This is a genomic window from Streptomyces sp. BJ20 (assembly GCF_022869105.1).
Taxonomy (GTDB): Bacteria; Actinomycetota; Actinomycetes; order Streptomycetales; family Streptomycetaceae; genus Streptomyces; species Streptomyces griseoincarnatus.
In genome coordinates this window covers 3,384,517-3,397,662 of sequence record NZ_CP094918.1, presented here as the reverse complement: position 1 = coordinate 3,397,662, position 13,146 = coordinate 3,384,517, and the positions used below count along the sequence as shown (strand labels likewise).

Genomic DNA, 13,146 nt, shown 5'->3' with positions numbered 1-13,146 from the left:
ACGGCACAGGTCACAGGACCGCGGGATCACCGGGCGTTTGCAGGGGTTCCGTACCCTGGTGGGCATGCGCGTGCGCCCCACTTTGAGATGGACCCCGACGGGAGACCTGCCGCCGGCCACCACGGATCTGGAACCCGTCGTCGACGCGCTGCGTGCCGGTGGTGTGCTGGTGCTCAGCGGGGCCGGGATCTCGACGGAGTCCGGGATCCCCGACTACCGCGGCGAGGGCGGAAGCCTGAGCCGGCACACCCCGATGACGTTCCAGGAGTTCGTGGGCGGGGCCGCCGCACGGCGCCGGTACTGGGCCCGGAGCCATCTGGGCTGGCGGACCTTCGGCCGTGCCCTGCCCAACGCAGGGCACCGGGCGGTGGCCGCGTTCGGCCGCGACGGTCTGGTGTCGGGTGTGATCACCCAGAACGTGGACGGGCTGCACCAGGCCGCCGGCAGCGAGGGTGTGGTGGAGCTGCACGGGAGTCTTGACCGGGTGGTCTGCCTCTCGTGCGGCCGCATGAGCCCGCGCAGCGAGCTCGCGGAGCGGCTGGAGGCGGCGAACCCCGGCTTCTCCCCGGTGGCCGCCGGGATCAACCCCGACGGCGACGCCGACCTCACCGACGACCAGGTCGTCGGCTTCCGAGTGGTGCCGTGCGCGGTGTGCGGCGGCGTCCTCAAACCGGACGTCGTCTTCTTCGGGGAGACCGTACCGCCGCAGCGGGTCGAGCTGTGCCGGCGGATGGTGCGGGAGTCGGACTCCCTGCTGGTCCTGGGGTCCTCGCTGACGGTGATGTCGGGGCTGCGGTTCGTGCGGCTGGCGGCGGAGAGCGGCAAGCCCGTGCTGATCGTCAACCGGGACCCGACCCGCGGCGACCGGCACGCCCGTGCCCGGGTGGGGCTGCCGCTGGGCGCGGCGCTCACCACCGTCGCCGGCCGGCTGGGCGTCACGGTCGAGGCGGAGGCGGCCGCCTGAGCGGCGGGGCCGCCCCCGTGGTCACAGGGCGGTGGCCGCCAGGCGTCGCCTGAGTTCGTCCTCGCTCACGTCCTCGAGATGGGTCAGGAACACCCACAGATGCCCCGACGGGTCCCGCAGGATCACCGTGCGGTCGCCGTGGAACATGTCCGTGGGCGGCTGGAGGATCTCCGCGCCCTCCGCCTCCGCCCGCGCGGCCAGCGCGTCGACGTCCGGCACGAAGACGTGCAGCGTGACGGAGGTGCCGCCGCCGAGGAAGGCGGGCGCGGTGAAGGACGCGTCCTCCGCCTCCTTCACGCTCGCGTCGCCCAGCATCAGCGCCGACCGCCCGATGGTGATCTCGGCGTGCAGCACTCCCCCGCCCGGCGCCTCCAGCCGGAAGTCCTCCCGCGCGCCGAACGCCCGCCGGTAGAAGTCGATCGCGGCCGCGGCGTCGTCGACCATGATGTGCGGGACCACCGCGTAGTGGTAGCGCGCGGGAATCTCCGCCTCGGCCGTGCGCTCGTCCATGACAGACCTCCTCGTGGGGCGCCGCGGCCCGCTGCCGCGGCTCTCGAGGACGAACGTAGGAACTCAAGTCGGGTTGAGGTCAATCTCCCCGGACGGAACAGCTAGCCGACCGGTTCCGCCAGGGCGACGAGGATGCCCGAGGGGCCGCGCAGCTCGCAGAGGCGGTAGGTGTTCTCGTACCGGACCACCTCGCCGATGAGTTCCGCGCCGTGGCGGCGCAGTCGGGCGACCGTGTCGTCCAGGTCGTCGACGGCGAACATGACACGGTGCAGGCCCAGGGTGTGCGGCGGCGGGTCGGGGGGTCCCACGGCGACCGCGGCGGGAGAGTGGAACCGGGTCAGCTCGAGCTTCCCGTGGCCGTCAGGGGTGCGCAGCATCGCGATGGCCGTGCGGACGCCGTCGAGGCCGAGCATCCCGTCCGGCACGCTCCCCTCGATCTCGCCGCGGCCCTCCACCTCCATTCCGAGGTCGGTGAAGAAGGCGACGGCCGCCTCCAGGTCGTCGACGACGACGGCCACGTTGTCCATCCGCTGGATCGCCACGTATCGCTCCCTCTCGCGTCGGGCGGTGCGTTCCGGCCCCTTGGTACACCCGGGGCGCGGCCCGTGCCCCCCTTCGCGTGAACGGCGCGTGTCGCGGCCTCAGTCGAGGCCGGCGTCGAAGGCGTCGCGGGCCCGCTCGATCTCGGGCATGTGGGCCGTGGCCCAGTCCAGCAGCACGTCGACCGGGCGTCGCATGGTCTTGCCGAGCGGCGTGATGCGGTACTCCACGGCGACGGGACGCGAGCTGACGACCTCCCGCTCGACGATGCCGTTGCGTTCGAGTCTGCGCAAGGTCGCGGTGAGGGACTTCTGGGTGACCGCGGGGATGGCGCGGCGCAGGTCGTTGAAGCGGCAGGGCCGCTCGCAGAGTTCGTTGAGGACGCTGAGCGACCACTTGTCCAGCACCTGGTCGAGCAGCTCGCGGTGCGCGTTCTCGATCCGCAGCTCGCCGCTCGCGCGGCCGTCTTCGGTCTCCGGCACGATACCTGGTCTCCTTGAAGTGTCCTTCGCCCACCAAGTATCAAAGGTATACCTACTGCTTCGACACGAGGAGACCCCCGTGACCGTCCGCCGTCTCACGCCCGAAGGCATGCTGCAGCCCACCCCGTACGAGCACGTCGCCGTGGGGACGGGCACCCGTCACGTTCACGTCAGCGGGCAGATCGCCCGTGCCGCCGACGGCACTCCGCTCGCCCCGGGGGACCTCGCCGGGCAGGTCGCCCACGCGCTCCGGGGCACCGCACGGGGCCTGCGCGGCGCCGGCGCCTCCTTCGACGACGTCCTGCGTCTCACCTTCTACGTCACCGACTGGGCGCCCGAGAAGATCGGCCCGTTCATGGCCGGGGTCGAGGAGGTCGCGGAGGAGATCGGACTTCCCCTGCCGCTCCCGCCGTCGTCCCTCATCGGCGTCGACCACCTCTTCGAGCCGGACGTGCTGGTCGAGGTGGAGGCGACGGCGATCCTCGACTGAGCGCCACGGCCCCACCGTTCACGGCTTTACCTTCTCTTTGCAACCTGGGTCCCCGCTCCCCCGTCTCTCCGCACGATTCATCCCCCAGCCCGCCGGGTGACCGTGCGGGCGGACCCAGGAAAGAGAGCGTTCCATGCGCCGAAACGTCCTGAGCGCGGCGGCACTCGCGTGCACCGCCGTGCTGGCCACCGCGATGCCGGCGTTCGCCGACGACCCCTCCCCCGTCCCCGACACGACGGCGGCGGCCACCGACTCCGCCGAGCAGGCGGACGGGACCGGCCCGAGCCCGGTCCCGTCCGACCGCGGTGCCTCCGAGGCGACTCCGGCTCCGGCGGAGGACACCGACGGGGTCACCGTGGTGCCGCGCGGTGCGCCGGACACAGGTGACGCGCCGGTGGCCGAGCAGTCCGGCGGCGACGGTCTGCTGATCGGCGGGGGCGCCGCCGCGGTGCTCGCCGCGGGCGGCGCGGCGGTCTTCGTCGTGCGCCGCCGGGCGTCCGGGGCATGACCCCGTTCTCCAGGCGCGCCGTCGTCGCCGCGGCCGTGGCCTGCCTGGTCACGGGATGCGGCGGCGGTGCGGACTCCGACGGGCCTGCCGCGACGGAGACGCCGGGCAACCGGTCGCCCGCCGCGGCGGGGTCATCCGTCTCCGGGCCGCGTCCCCTGGCGCGTTCGGTCCCGGTCGGTCTGGAGATCCCCGCCATCGGGGTCGACACCCCGGTCGTACGGCTGGGTCTGGCCCCGGACCGCACGGTGGAGGTCCCGCCGATCACGGCGGACGACCCGGCCGGCTGGTACCGGTACTCCCCCACCCCCGGCCGGCCGGGTCCCTCGGTGATCCTCGGCCACGTCACGGTCGGCACCCACGGCGACGGGGTCTTCCGTCATCTGGCGCGGCTGCGGCGGGACGACGGGATCACGGTGCGTCTGGAGAACGGCACGGCGGCGCGGTTCGCCGTCACCTCGGTCCGCACGGTCGCCAAGGCCGACTTCCCCACGGAGGACGTCTACGGCGACACCGCACGGCCGGAGCTGCGGCTCATCACGTGCGGCGGACCACTGGAGGACGGCGAGTACCGCGACAACGTGATCGTCTTCGCGGCGCTCCGCGCCACCGCCCCCTGATCCGGCGTCCGTGTGCCGGGCCGTCGTACCGGCGGCCCGGCACACACGGCGTCCCCGCGTCCCGTCCACGAGCGGTACCCCGCCTCCGGGGCCGCCCCGACCATGGAGAGCATTGAAACGGTCCCGCGAGCAGGCAGCGTCCGAGCTCTTCGCCGCCCTCTACCCGCGCCTCGCCGGCTGGTGCCGTCGTCTGGTCGACGACGACGAGACGGCCCACGAGATCGCCTCCGAGGCGTTCACCCGGCTGTGGTCGCGCTGGACGTCCGTGTCGGAACCACGGGCGTTCCTGTACGTCACCGCGGCCAACCTGGTGCGCGACCACTGGCGACGGCTCGACCGCGAGCGCAGGACCGTGCGCCGGGTCGGCACCGAGGCGGCCGTGCGCCCGCACACGGAACCCTCCGACCCGTCGGTGCGGATGCTGGTGCAGGCGCTGCCGGAGCGGCTGCGGGTGCCGATCCTGCTGCACTACTACGCTGACCTGCCGGTCCGGGAGGTGTCCGCGGTGACCGGACGCAAGGAAGGAACCATCAAGGCCGATCTTCACGCGGCCAGGGAGCTGCTCCGTGCCCACCTGAGGAGAAACCTTGATCACTCACACTGACGAGGGCCCCGAGTTCGATCCGGACGACCCGCTCGCCGAACTCCTGCGGCCCACGTCCGAGCATCTCGGCCCGCCACCAGGCGGATTCGAGACGATCCGACGCCGCGCGGCGCGGCGCCGTCTGGTCCGCACGACGGTCGGCGCAGGTCTCACGTGCGCCGTGGCCCTGCTCGTCGCGCTGCCGCTGCAGAACGCGACGACCTCCGACCGGCCGGTGACGCCCACGGTCCCGCTGGCCCCTCCGCCCCTGACCGGCCTCCCCGCGCCCACGACCGGTCCCACGGCGTCACCGGAGCCCGCGGAATCGGCCGTGGACTCGCGCCCCAGCCCCGCGACTTCGGACATCGGCGAGTCGACGGCGCCTCGCGACCGCGTCGTCCCGACGCCCCGTCGGGTGGCGTCGGACGCGCCGGACGAGGTACGGGGACGCTGACGCGGGAGGACGCGGTACAGAAACCCTGACGCGGGATCAGCCGCGCCTCATCACGTGCCCGGCGTGGTGCAGTTCGTCGCCCTCGAAACCGCCCGTACGCCCGGAAACCGAGGTCGCCCAGGTAGTCGACGCGGTCGCCGTCGATCCAGAAGCGTCCCTGTAGGCGTGCGTGCGGCCGCCGCGCGTCTCGTCGCAGCGGCCGTCGGCGGTGAGCTCCTGACGCAGGAAGCCGGTCCTTGTCACGCACCCTGCCTGACTCTTGAACGCGGCTGGGCACGCTGCTTGGCTGACCGGCATGACCGATCTTGGACCCGTCCCGTGGCCGCCCGCACCGATCCGGACCGAGCGGCTGGTGCTGCGTGCGGCGGAGGCACGGGACCGTGCGGTATTCGTCGAGCTGTACGCGTCGCAGGAGGTGCACACGTATCTCGGCGGCGCCAGGCCCCGGGAGGAGCTGGCGCGCGAGATGCCGGCCGTGCCTGGGCAGTGGCCGGGGAGCTTCGTCGTCGCACTCGACGGGGTGATGACCGGCCAGGTGCTGCTGAGAAGAGCGACGGAGCACTCGCGTCCGGCAGCCGTGGGCAAGGTCGATCTCGGCTATCTGTTCCTGCCGCGGGTGTGGGGACACGGGTACGCGGCGAAGGCGTGCGGGGCGGCGCTCGACTGGCTGGACGGCGTCCTCCCCGACGAGCCGGTGGTCCTGGCGACGCAGACCGCCAACACTCGCTCCCTCCGCCTGGCGGCCAAGCTGGGCTTCACGGAGGTGGAGCGGTTCCGGGCGTGGGAGGCGGAGCAGTGGCTCGGCCTCCGGCCCGCAGCTTCCCCATGACGGCGGGTGCGCGTCGGGTCATTTCCGCTCGGGACGCAGCAGGACCTCACTGCCGATCGGTGTGAACCCGCAGGCGAGGAAGGCGCGGAGGGAGCGGGCGTTGCCCGGGGAAACGGCCGCGAACACGGGCTCGCCCTCCGGGACGAGGGACAGGGCGTCGGCGATGAGCGACCGCCCGTGCCCTCGGCCGCCGTCCTGGACATCGTGGAGTTCGACGCTCAGCTCCCGCCGTCCGGCAAGGCCGTCGGCGAGGGTGATGAGACCGCGCTCGTCGCCGTGGACCTCGACGTGCGTCCGCACGTCTCTGGCGTGGCGTACGCGCGGGTGATCGTCCGCGCCGGCCACGGACGCCAGGCGCGGCGGGCCGCCCGTGCCGCGGGCCGTGAGGGTGACGTCGACGACGTCGATCCAGCCTTCGGGCCGGCCAGGTGGCGCAGGAAGTCAGGCGCGAGCGAACCACCGAATCCGTCGGGCTCCCGGGCGTGTACGGCCCGCTCGCTCAGGGCGGTGGCGACGACGGCGTGGCCGGTGAAGGCGACCGAGCATTCGAGCCCTCCGGCCAGGGGCGGCAACACCGTCACCTTGCCGTCGACGGGCGGGAAGCGACCGTCGGCGGCTGCCAGGAAGTACGCGAGGAGCGGGTGCGGTGCGCCCACGGTTGCCCACCTGTCTGTCGAGGGAATCCGGCAGGGGTCATTGTCGGGCAGTCCGGCGCCCGCACCGGGCGCTAAATGGGTCGACAGCGTCACCCTCCGCCCGGCACAGTGGCCGACCGTGACGAGCAGTGAACTGTGGGGCCCCGAGTCCGCCGAGCGCTACGACTCCGAGGAGACCGAGATGACCTCGGCCGCCGTCCTCGGAGCGACCGTCGACTTCCTCGCCGGCCTCGCCGGGGACGGCCGCGCGCTGGAGTTCGCCATCGGAACCGGGCGCGTGGGGGTACCGCTCCGCGAGCGTGGTGTGCCGGTGGCGGGCATCGAGCTGTCCGAGCACATGGCTGCCGTGCTGCGCCGCAAGGTCGACGAGGACACGCTGCCGGTGGCCCTCGGGGACATGGCGACGACCGTCGTGCCGGGTGAGTTCTCCCTGGTGTACCTCGTCTACAACACGATCTCGAACCTGCTCACGCAGGACGAGCAGGTCGAGTGCTTCCGCAACGCCGCGCGTCATCTGCGGCCCGGGGGCCGATTCGTGATCGAGCTGGGCGTGCCGCCCCTGCGGTTCCTGCCGCCCGGGCAGGTCGCGGTGCCGTTCGACGTGTCGGAGCGGCACCTGGGCTTCGACACCCTCGACACCGTCGAACAGCTCCTCGTCTCCCACCACTTCACCCGCGACGGCGAGGACGGCCGCTACCGCCGCGGAGCCTCCCGGCACCGCTACGCCTGGCCGGCGGAACTCGATCTCATGGCCCGTATCGCCGGGCTCCGGCTGGAGCGCCGTGTCGCGGACTGGGACGGTGCGCCGTTCACCCAGGACTCCCCGAAGCACATCTCGGTGTGGCGGAAGCCGGGTTGAGGCCGTCGCGGGGTCAGGCCGGGGCCGGCAGCGGCTCCTCGGCCGCGCGGCACGGGCCTCCCGGACGATGCCGAATCCGGTGTACCCGCAGATCACCGCGGTCATCACGCCGAACTGGTTGCAGATCACCGCGGTGATCACGCCGAACTGGTTGCAGATCACTGCGGTGATCACGCCGACCTGGTTCGGGAACGCGTACGCGGCGTACGCCGTGGTCGCGGCGCCCAGGGTCGCGGACGTGCAGGCGGCGGCCTCCGTCCACGGCACCAGCGGCACGAAGACCGTCCCGAAAGTCCACCAGCGTGCGCGAGAGGCTCTTCGGGGCGAGCCCGCGTTCGGGGCAGACGTCCTGGAAAGCCCGGCCCGGCACGGTGATCGTCCGGTACGGGACACCCATCGTGAGGGCCGTGTCCAGGGAACCCATCGCGGTGGCGAGGATGATCCGCCCGCCCTGCGGACCTCGGCGAGCAGGCGGTGCATCAGGACGTCCAGACAGCGGGTCACGGTGAGGATGCCCGCGAAGGCGAACCCGGCGAGTCCGATGAGGACGGTCGTCGTCATGGACGCCGTTCCGCCCCGGTTGAGCAGCGTCCGGGCCGTCTCGGGCGGGTGCCGGGGTCGATGCCTCCGTGGCCGTCCCGCATCGCGGAGGTGAAGCCCGTCGACGCGGCGGAACAGATCCGTGCGAGGGTGAGTCCCTGGACGATGCCGCCCAGCGCTCCCGCGACCGGCGACGAGGCGATCACGGCCGGCAGCGCCCGGCTTCCGCATGACCGCGCCCACCGGCATCACGGCGGGCGGCAACAACTGTCGACAGTCGGCACGAAGGGAAGAGGTGGACGTAGCGATGCACAGCGTGGTGGCCGAGGTCCGGCGCGGCGGTTTCCTGGAGTCCGTGCACCACGGGACGGTCCTGGCGACCGGCCCCGACGGGTCCGAGAAGGTGAGGATCGGAGACGTCGACGCCCCGATGTACCCGCGCTCCTCCAACAAGCCCCTGCAGGCGCTCGGCATGCTGCGCGCCGGACTCGACCTGGACGGCCCGCTCCTGGCGCTGGCCTGCGCCAGCCACTCCGGCGAGGACTTCCACCTGGAGGGCGTGCGGGCAATCCTGGCCTCGGCCGGCCTCTCCACGGACGCGCTGCGGTGCACGGCCGACCTGCCGATCGGCGAGGGCGCGCTCCGCGACCACCTGCGGAAGGGCGGAGAACCCTCCCCGCTGACGATGAACTGCTCGGGCAAGCACGCCGCGATGTTGGCGACCTGCGTCGCCAACAGCTGGGACACCGCGACCTACCTCGACCCGCTCCACCCGCTCCAGGTGCGGCTGCGCGAGACGGTGGAGGAACTCGCGGGAGAGAAGGTCGCGGCGACGGGCGTCGACGGCTGCGGCGCGCCGCTGTTCGCGATCGGTCTGCGCGGCCTCGCCCGCTCCTTCGGGCGCCTGGCCTCCGCGCCGGAGGGCACCCTCGAACACCGTGTCGTGCGGGCGATGAACACGCACCCGGAGTACGTGGGCGGCACCGGGCGTGACGTGACACGGCTCATGCGGGCGCTGCCGGGCGCCGTCGCGAAGGACGGCGCCGAGGGCGTCTACGCGCTCGGCCTGCCGGACGGTTCGGCGGTCTCGTTGAAGATCGCCGACGGTTCGCAGCGGTCGCGCCCCGTGGTGATGATCGCCGCCCTGCGCCGCCTCGGCGTCGACGTGGACGGGGACGCCACGCTCGCCGAACTCGCCACCGTCCCTGTCCTGGGCCACGGCGAGAGGGTCGGTTCGATCCGCGCCACGTTCTGAGAGTGGCGCGCCCCGCGCACGTCACTCCGGCAGCATCACCTCCAGCAGGACCGCCGTTCCGCCCACCGGGCGGGTCTCGTGCAGCGTGATCACTTGACCGGGGCGGAGATGACCCCACAGCTCGGGGGTGAGCGGCGCCAGACGCACCGGGGCACGGCCACCGGGTTCCAGGGCGGGGACGCCCTCCACCCAGAGATGGGCGACGGCGTACGCCGGTTCGCCGGTGGGAGTGCGGTGGCCGATGTCCCACATCGGGCGCAGGACGCCGGCGCCGGGGACAGGCGACCGGCGGCCGCCGTCGGACGGGGCGCGCAAGGTGAGGTCGGCGCGGATGACGCCGTTGCGGACCTCACCCTCCCGCCAGTGGCACCATGCCGCGCTCCGGTCCAGACGCAGTTCCTCGGCGGCGGCTGCCATGGACGCCCAGAAGACGGCCGGGAGCGGCCGCACCTCTCCCAGTTCCTCCAGCAGTCCGAGCGCCACCTCCCACTCGTCATGGGCCAGGTACTGCCAGACGTCGTCCACCGTGACGTCGTTCCCGGTCGCGCTCTCCTCGGGGACCAGGAGGGAGGCCGACTTCAGCAGGTCCAGGACGTCCATGTCCCGTATTCTGCCGCGCTCCCGGCGATGAGTTCCGTGCGAGGCGGGAGTCCGCCCCCGCAGACACACGCGTCCCAGCCCTTCCGCCGACAGGAGCCCCTCCCCCATGACGCCTCTTGCCGCCACCACCGTGTGGCCCATGATCCGTGCCGAGCGGGCCGCGCTCGCCGACGATCTCGGGGCGCTGACCGCCGAGCAGTGGGCCACCCCCTCGCTCTGTGACGGGCTCACCGTGCGTGAGGTGCTCGCGCATCTCACCGCGGGGGCGAGTCTCGACACCGTCAGGTGGCTCGCGGGCGTCGTCCGCTGTCGGTTCGACTTCGACCGGCAGGTCGCCATGCGCTTGGCCGAGCAGCTGGGTTCGGGGCCCGCGGACACCCTGGACCGCTTCCGGCGCGTGGTGCCGAGCACGACCAAGCCTCCCCTGCCCGCCGTCGCCATGCTCGGCGAGACCGTCGTGCACGGGGAGGACATCCGGCGGCCGCTCGGCATACGGCGGAGGTACCCGGTGGAGACCGTGACCGCCGTGGCCGAGTACTACCGGGGCACCGACCTCGTGGTCGTCGCGAAGGGACGGATCGGCGGGCTGCGACTCGCCGCGGACGACGGGCCTTTCACGACCGGGGACGGACCCCTCGTCACCGGACCGACCCTGGCCCTCGTCATGGCGATGACCGGGCGCGCCGCCTGCTGCGACGAACTCGACGGCGACGGAGTCGGCATGCTCCGCCACCGCGCCGGTATGCGGTGACGCCCGCGAGCCCGACTCCCTGTCCCCCCACGGGCGGGGAGTCGGGCCCGCGGAGTTCGGGTCAGGCCGCGGGGAGGACACCCGTGCGGGCGATCTCCGCGTACCAGCGCGCGCTGGCCTTCGGGATGCGCCTGCCGGTCGGGTAGTCGACGTACACCGCGCCGAACCGCTTGCTGTAGCCGTGTGCCCACTCGAAGTTGTCGAGCAGGGACCACAGGAAGTAGCCGCGGACGTCCGAGCCGTCGAGGACGGCGCGGTGGACGGCGGCCAGGTGGTCGCGGACGTACGCGATGCGGGCGGGGTCGTTGACGTTGCCCTCGGGGTCGGCGTAGTCGTCGAAGGCGGCGCCGTTCTCGGTGATGACCAGAGGCAGCTTCGGGAAGTCGGACGACAGCCGGCGCAGCAGGTCGTACAGGCCGGTGGCGTCGACGGCCCAGCCCATGGCGGTGCGCTCGCCGGGCGGCTGGTGGAAGGCGACCTTGTCGGCGGCCGGCCAGGGGCTGTGCGGGCTGTTGCCGTGGCCGTCGGAGGTGTGGGTGCCGCTGCCGTCGGTCTCGGAGACGACCGTGGGCGTGTAGTAGTTGACGCCGAGGAAGTCGAGCGGCTGGTTGATCTGCTCCAGGTCGCCGTCCTTCACGAAGGACCAGTCGGTCAGGCCGGCGGTGTCCTTGAGGAGGTCCTCCGGGTAGGCGCCCTCCAGCATCGGGCCGGTGAAGACGCGGTTGGCGAGCGCGTCGATGCGGCGGACCGCGTCCGCGTCGCCCTCGGTGCCGGTGAGCGGGCGGACGTGGTGGATGTTGAGGGTGACCGAGCACTGGGCGGCGGCCGGGAGGCGGTCGCGCAGGGCCTGGACGGCGAGGCCGTGGCCGAGGTTGAGGTGGTGGGCGGCGCGCAGGGCGGCGACCGGGTCGGTGCGGCCGGGGGCGTGCACGCCGGAGCCGTAGCCGAGGAAGGCGCTGCACCAGGGCTCGTTGAGCGTGGTCCACGTCTTCACGCGGTCGCCGAGGGCGTCCGCTGCGAGGGCGGCGTACTCGGCGAAGCGTTCGGCGGTGGCGCGCTCGGGCCAGCCGCCGGCGTCCTCCAGCTCCTGGGGCAGGTCCCAGTGGTAGAGGGTGGCGACGGGCTGGATGCCCTTCTCCAGCAGCTCGTCGGTCAGCCGGCGGTAGAAGTCGAGGCCCTTCTGGACGGCGGGACCGCGTCCGGTGGGCTGGATGCGGGGCCAGGCGAGGGAGAACCGGTAGGCGCCGAGGCCGAGTTCGGCCATGAGGGCGACGTCCTCACGCCAGCGGTGGTAGTGGTCGGTGGCGACGTCGCCGGTGTCGCCGTTGCGGACGCGGCCCGGGGTGCGGGCGTAGGTGTCCCAGATGGACGGGGTGCGTCCGTCCTCGGCGGCGGCGCCCTCGATCTGGTAGGAGGCGGTGGCCGAACCCCAGAGGAAGCCCTTGGGGAAGGTGCGGGCGGCGTCCGGGGTGGACGCGGTCTGCTGTGCTGCGGTGACCACGTAAGTCCTTTCGGGGTGGTGGGGCCGGTTCGCGGGGTGTGCGAAGGGCCCGGTGGGGGTGGGGATCGGGGCCTGCGGGGAGCGGTCAGCCCTTGACGGCGCCGGCCATGATGCCGCTGACGATCTGGCGGCCGAAGACGATGAACATCGCCAGCAGCGGCAGGGTGCCGAGCAGCGCGCCGGCCATGATGAGCGACTGGTCGCGGACGTAGCCGGCGCTGAGCTGGGTGAGCGCGACGGGGACGGTCGGGTTGGTCATGTCGAGCACCACGAACGGCCAGAAGAAGTCGTTCCAGGCGTGCACGAACGTGATCATGAAGATCACGGCCATGGCGGGCCGGGCCACGGGCAGCACGATGCTCCAGAAGATGCGGAGCGAGTGCGCGCCGTCGACCCGTCCGGCCTCGACGAGTTCGTCGGGCAGCGCCTCGGAGAGGTACTGCCGCATGAAGAACACGCCGACGGCGCTGACCAGCGTCGGGAAGATGACGGCGGGCAGCTGCTGCGACCAGCCGAGCTCCGACATCATCATGAACAGCGGGACGACGCCGAGCTGCGGCGGCACCATCATCGTGCCGATCACCAGCATCAGCAGGACGTTGCGGCCCTTGAACCGCAGTTTGGCGAAGGCGAATCCGGCGAGCGTCGCGAAGAACACCGTGGACAGGGCGATCACGCCGGCCACGATGGTGCTGTTGATCATCGCCTTGCCCATGGCCGCCTCGTCCCAGGCGCGGGCGAGGTTGCTGAACAGGTTCGGTCCTGGCAGGAACGGCGGCGGGGTCTGGCTGACCCGGGTGTTGTCCGTGGAGGCGGCCACCATCGTCCAGTACAGCGGGAAGATGGACAGGACCGCCATGATGACGAGCAGGATGTAGGCGAGCGGTCCCGCGTGGTGGGTGCGCCCGGCGCGTTCGCGCAACAGGCGGCGGCCGCCGCGGGCCGGCTTCTCGGGTTCGGTCCGGGCCGGGGCGTCCGTCCGGGCCGGGAGGCTTTGAGTGGTCATG

General features: G+C 72.7%; 18 protein-coding genes. 9 read left to right on the top strand and 9 right to left on the bottom strand.

Annotated elements, in window-relative coordinates; genetic code table 11:
- Window positions 1-64: 64 nt before the first annotated feature.
- Window positions 65-964, top strand: a complete 900-nt coding sequence (locus MTR79_RS15385; protein WP_244790677.1) for an NAD-dependent protein deacetylase — start codon at window positions 65-67, stop codon at window positions 962-964.
- Between the two features lie 21 nt (window positions 965-985).
- Here the strand turns inward: MTR79_RS15385 and MTR79_RS15380 are convergent, their stop codons facing one another.
- The 3 genes from MTR79_RS15380 to MTR79_RS15370 form a co-directional block, all read right to left on the bottom strand.
- Entirely contained in the window at window positions 986-1,474 is a 489-nt protein-coding gene (locus tag MTR79_RS15380) for a VOC family protein (protein ID WP_244790675.1), read from the bottom strand.
- Window positions 1,475-1,575: 101 nt separating this feature from the next.
- Window positions 1,576-2,016 (bottom strand): VOC family protein, encoded by a 441-nt coding sequence (locus tag MTR79_RS15375; protein ID WP_086700382.1) that lies wholly within the window; start codon window positions 2,014-2,016, stop codon window positions 1,576-1,578.
- Between the two features lie 99 nt (window positions 2,017-2,115).
- The gene (locus MTR79_RS15370; RefSeq protein WP_086700380.1) at window positions 2,116-2,496 is read right to left on the bottom strand and encodes a helix-turn-helix domain-containing protein; all 381 of its coding nucleotides are present in this window, start codon (window positions 2,494-2,496) and stop codon (window positions 2,116-2,118) included.
- A 79-nt stretch (window positions 2,497-2,575) separates the two neighbouring features.
- Here MTR79_RS15370 and MTR79_RS15365 point away from each other — a divergent pair, with 79 nt between their 5' ends.
- The 4 genes from MTR79_RS15365 to MTR79_RS15350 all read left to right on the top strand — a co-directional run bounded on the left by MTR79_RS15365 (window position 2,576) and on the right by MTR79_RS15350 (window position 4,715).
- The gene (locus tag MTR79_RS15365) at window positions 2,576-2,986 is read left to right on the top strand and encodes a Rid family hydrolase (protein ID WP_086700379.1); all 411 of its coding nucleotides are present in this window, start codon (window positions 2,576-2,578) and stop codon (window positions 2,984-2,986) included.
- Between the two features lie 133 nt (window positions 2,987-3,119).
- A complete protein-coding gene (locus MTR79_RS15360; protein WP_048459948.1) occupies window positions 3,120-3,494 on the top strand; it encodes a hypothetical protein in 375 nt (124 codons plus the stop codon).
- The gene (locus tag MTR79_RS15355; RefSeq protein ID WP_086700377.1) at window positions 3,491-4,111 is read left to right on the top strand and encodes a class F sortase; all 621 of its coding nucleotides are present in this window, start codon (window positions 3,491-3,493) and stop codon (window positions 4,109-4,111) included. Before MTR79_RS15360 ends, MTR79_RS15355 begins: the two co-directional genes overlap by 4 nt.
- A gap of 112 nt (window positions 4,112-4,223) precedes the next feature.
- Window positions 4,224-4,715 (top strand): RNA polymerase sigma factor, encoded by a 492-nt coding sequence (locus MTR79_RS15350; RefSeq protein WP_086700375.1) that lies wholly within the window; start codon window positions 4,224-4,226, stop codon window positions 4,713-4,715.
- Between the two features lie 149 nt (window positions 4,716-4,864).
- On the opposite strand, the gene MTR79_RS33605 is transcribed toward MTR79_RS15350, so the two are convergent.
- Window positions 4,865-5,293 carry a hypothetical protein gene (locus MTR79_RS33605; protein ID WP_279953881.1) on the bottom strand — a complete coding sequence of 143 codons (429 nt, stop codon included), beginning with the start codon at window positions 5,291-5,293 and terminating at the stop codon, window positions 4,865-4,867.
- Complete coding sequence (locus MTR79_RS33600) at window positions 5,185-5,445, bottom strand: Atu4866 domain-containing protein (protein WP_279953815.1); 261 nt, start codon at window positions 5,443-5,445, stop codon at window positions 5,185-5,187. Before MTR79_RS33600 ends, MTR79_RS33605 begins: the two co-directional genes overlap by 109 nt.
- On the opposite strand from MTR79_RS33600, the gene MTR79_RS15330 reads away from it, so the two are divergent.
- Window positions 5,444-5,977, top strand: coding sequence for a GNAT family N-acetyltransferase (locus MTR79_RS15330; RefSeq protein WP_244790671.1), 534 nt, complete (start codon window positions 5,444-5,446; stop codon window positions 5,975-5,977). The two genes, MTR79_RS33600 and MTR79_RS15330, sit on opposite strands and share 2 nt — an antisense overlap.
- Window positions 5,978-5,995: 18 nt before the next feature.
- Here the strand turns inward: MTR79_RS15330 and MTR79_RS15325 are convergent, their stop codons facing one another.
- The gene (locus MTR79_RS15325; RefSeq protein ID WP_244790669.1) at window positions 5,996-6,277 is read right to left on the bottom strand and encodes a hypothetical protein; all 282 of its coding nucleotides are present in this window, start codon (window positions 6,275-6,277) and stop codon (window positions 5,996-5,998) included.
- Between the two features lie 474 nt (window positions 6,278-6,751).
- Here MTR79_RS15325 and MTR79_RS15320 point away from each other — a divergent pair, with 474 nt between their 5' ends.
- Together MTR79_RS15320 and MTR79_RS15315 are read left to right on the top strand one after the other, a co-directional pair.
- Window positions 6,752-7,492, top strand: coding sequence for a class I SAM-dependent methyltransferase (locus MTR79_RS15320; RefSeq protein ID WP_244790667.1), 741 nt, complete (start codon window positions 6,752-6,754; stop codon window positions 7,490-7,492).
- 847 nt (window positions 7,493-8,339) lie between these two features.
- Complete coding sequence (locus MTR79_RS15315) at window positions 8,340-9,287, top strand: asparaginase (protein ID WP_244790665.1); 948 nt, start codon at window positions 8,340-8,342, stop codon at window positions 9,285-9,287.
- 21 nt (window positions 9,288-9,308) lie between these two features.
- On the opposite strand, the gene MTR79_RS15310 is transcribed toward MTR79_RS15315, so the two are convergent.
- On the bottom strand, window positions 9,309-9,887 hold the full coding sequence (locus tag MTR79_RS15310) for a hypothetical protein (RefSeq protein ID WP_244790663.1): 579 nt from the start codon (window positions 9,885-9,887) through the stop codon (window positions 9,309-9,311).
- A 106-nt stretch (window positions 9,888-9,993) separates the two neighbouring features.
- On the opposite strand from MTR79_RS15310, the gene MTR79_RS15305 reads away from it, so the two are divergent.
- The gene (locus MTR79_RS15305) at window positions 9,994-10,638 is read left to right on the top strand and encodes a maleylpyruvate isomerase family mycothiol-dependent enzyme (protein WP_244790661.1); all 645 of its coding nucleotides are present in this window, start codon (window positions 9,994-9,996) and stop codon (window positions 10,636-10,638) included.
- 61 nt (window positions 10,639-10,699) lie between these two features.
- On the opposite strand, the gene MTR79_RS15300 is transcribed toward MTR79_RS15305, so the two are convergent.
- Window positions 10,700-12,139: a GH1 family beta-glucosidase gene (locus MTR79_RS15300; RefSeq protein WP_122216536.1), complete on the bottom strand. Its 1,440-nt coding sequence runs from the start codon at window positions 12,137-12,139 to the stop codon at window positions 10,700-10,702.
- Between the two features lie 85 nt (window positions 12,140-12,224).
- The gene (locus MTR79_RS15295; protein WP_048459957.1) at window positions 12,225-13,145 is read right to left on the bottom strand and encodes a carbohydrate ABC transporter permease; all 921 of its coding nucleotides are present in this window, start codon (window positions 13,143-13,145) and stop codon (window positions 12,225-12,227) included.
- Between the last annotated feature and the right edge of the window lies 1 nt (window position 13,146).

Bases quoted from the DNA above. Each gene is read 5' to 3' on its own strand.
- MTR79_RS15385 (WP_244790677.1), top strand. From the start codon at position 65: ATGCGCGTGCGCCCCACTTTGAGATGGACCCCGACGGGAGACCTGCCG.
- MTR79_RS15380 (WP_244790675.1), bottom strand. From the start codon at position 1,474: ATGGACGAGCGCACGGCCGAGGCGGAGATTCCCGCGCGCTACCACTAC.
- MTR79_RS15360 (WP_048459948.1), top strand. From the start codon at position 3,120: ATGCGCCGAAACGTCCTGAGCGCGGCGGCACTCGCGTGCACCGCCGTG.
- MTR79_RS15355 (WP_086700377.1), top strand. From the start codon at position 3,491: ATGACCCCGTTCTCCAGGCGCGCCGTCGTCGCCGCGGCCGTGGCCTGC.
- MTR79_RS15330 (WP_244790671.1), top strand. From the start codon at position 5,444: ATGACCGATCTTGGACCCGTCCCGTGGCCGCCCGCACCGATCCGGACC.
- MTR79_RS33600 (WP_279953815.1), bottom strand. From the start codon at position 5,445: ATGCCGGTCAGCCAAGCAGCGTGCCCAGCCGCGTTCAAGAGTCAGGCA.
- MTR79_RS15315 (WP_244790665.1), top strand. From the start codon at position 8,340: ATGCACAGCGTGGTGGCCGAGGTCCGGCGCGGCGGTTTCCTGGAGTCC.
- MTR79_RS15310 (WP_244790663.1), bottom strand. From the start codon at position 9,887: ATGGACGTCCTGGACCTGCTGAAGTCGGCCTCCCTCCTGGTCCCCGAG.
- MTR79_RS15305 (WP_244790661.1), top strand. From the start codon at position 9,994: ATGACGCCTCTTGCCGCCACCACCGTGTGGCCCATGATCCGTGCCGAG.
- MTR79_RS15295 (WP_048459957.1), bottom strand. From the start codon at position 13,145: ATGACCACTCAAAGCCTCCCGGCCCGGACGGACGCCCCGGCCCGGACC.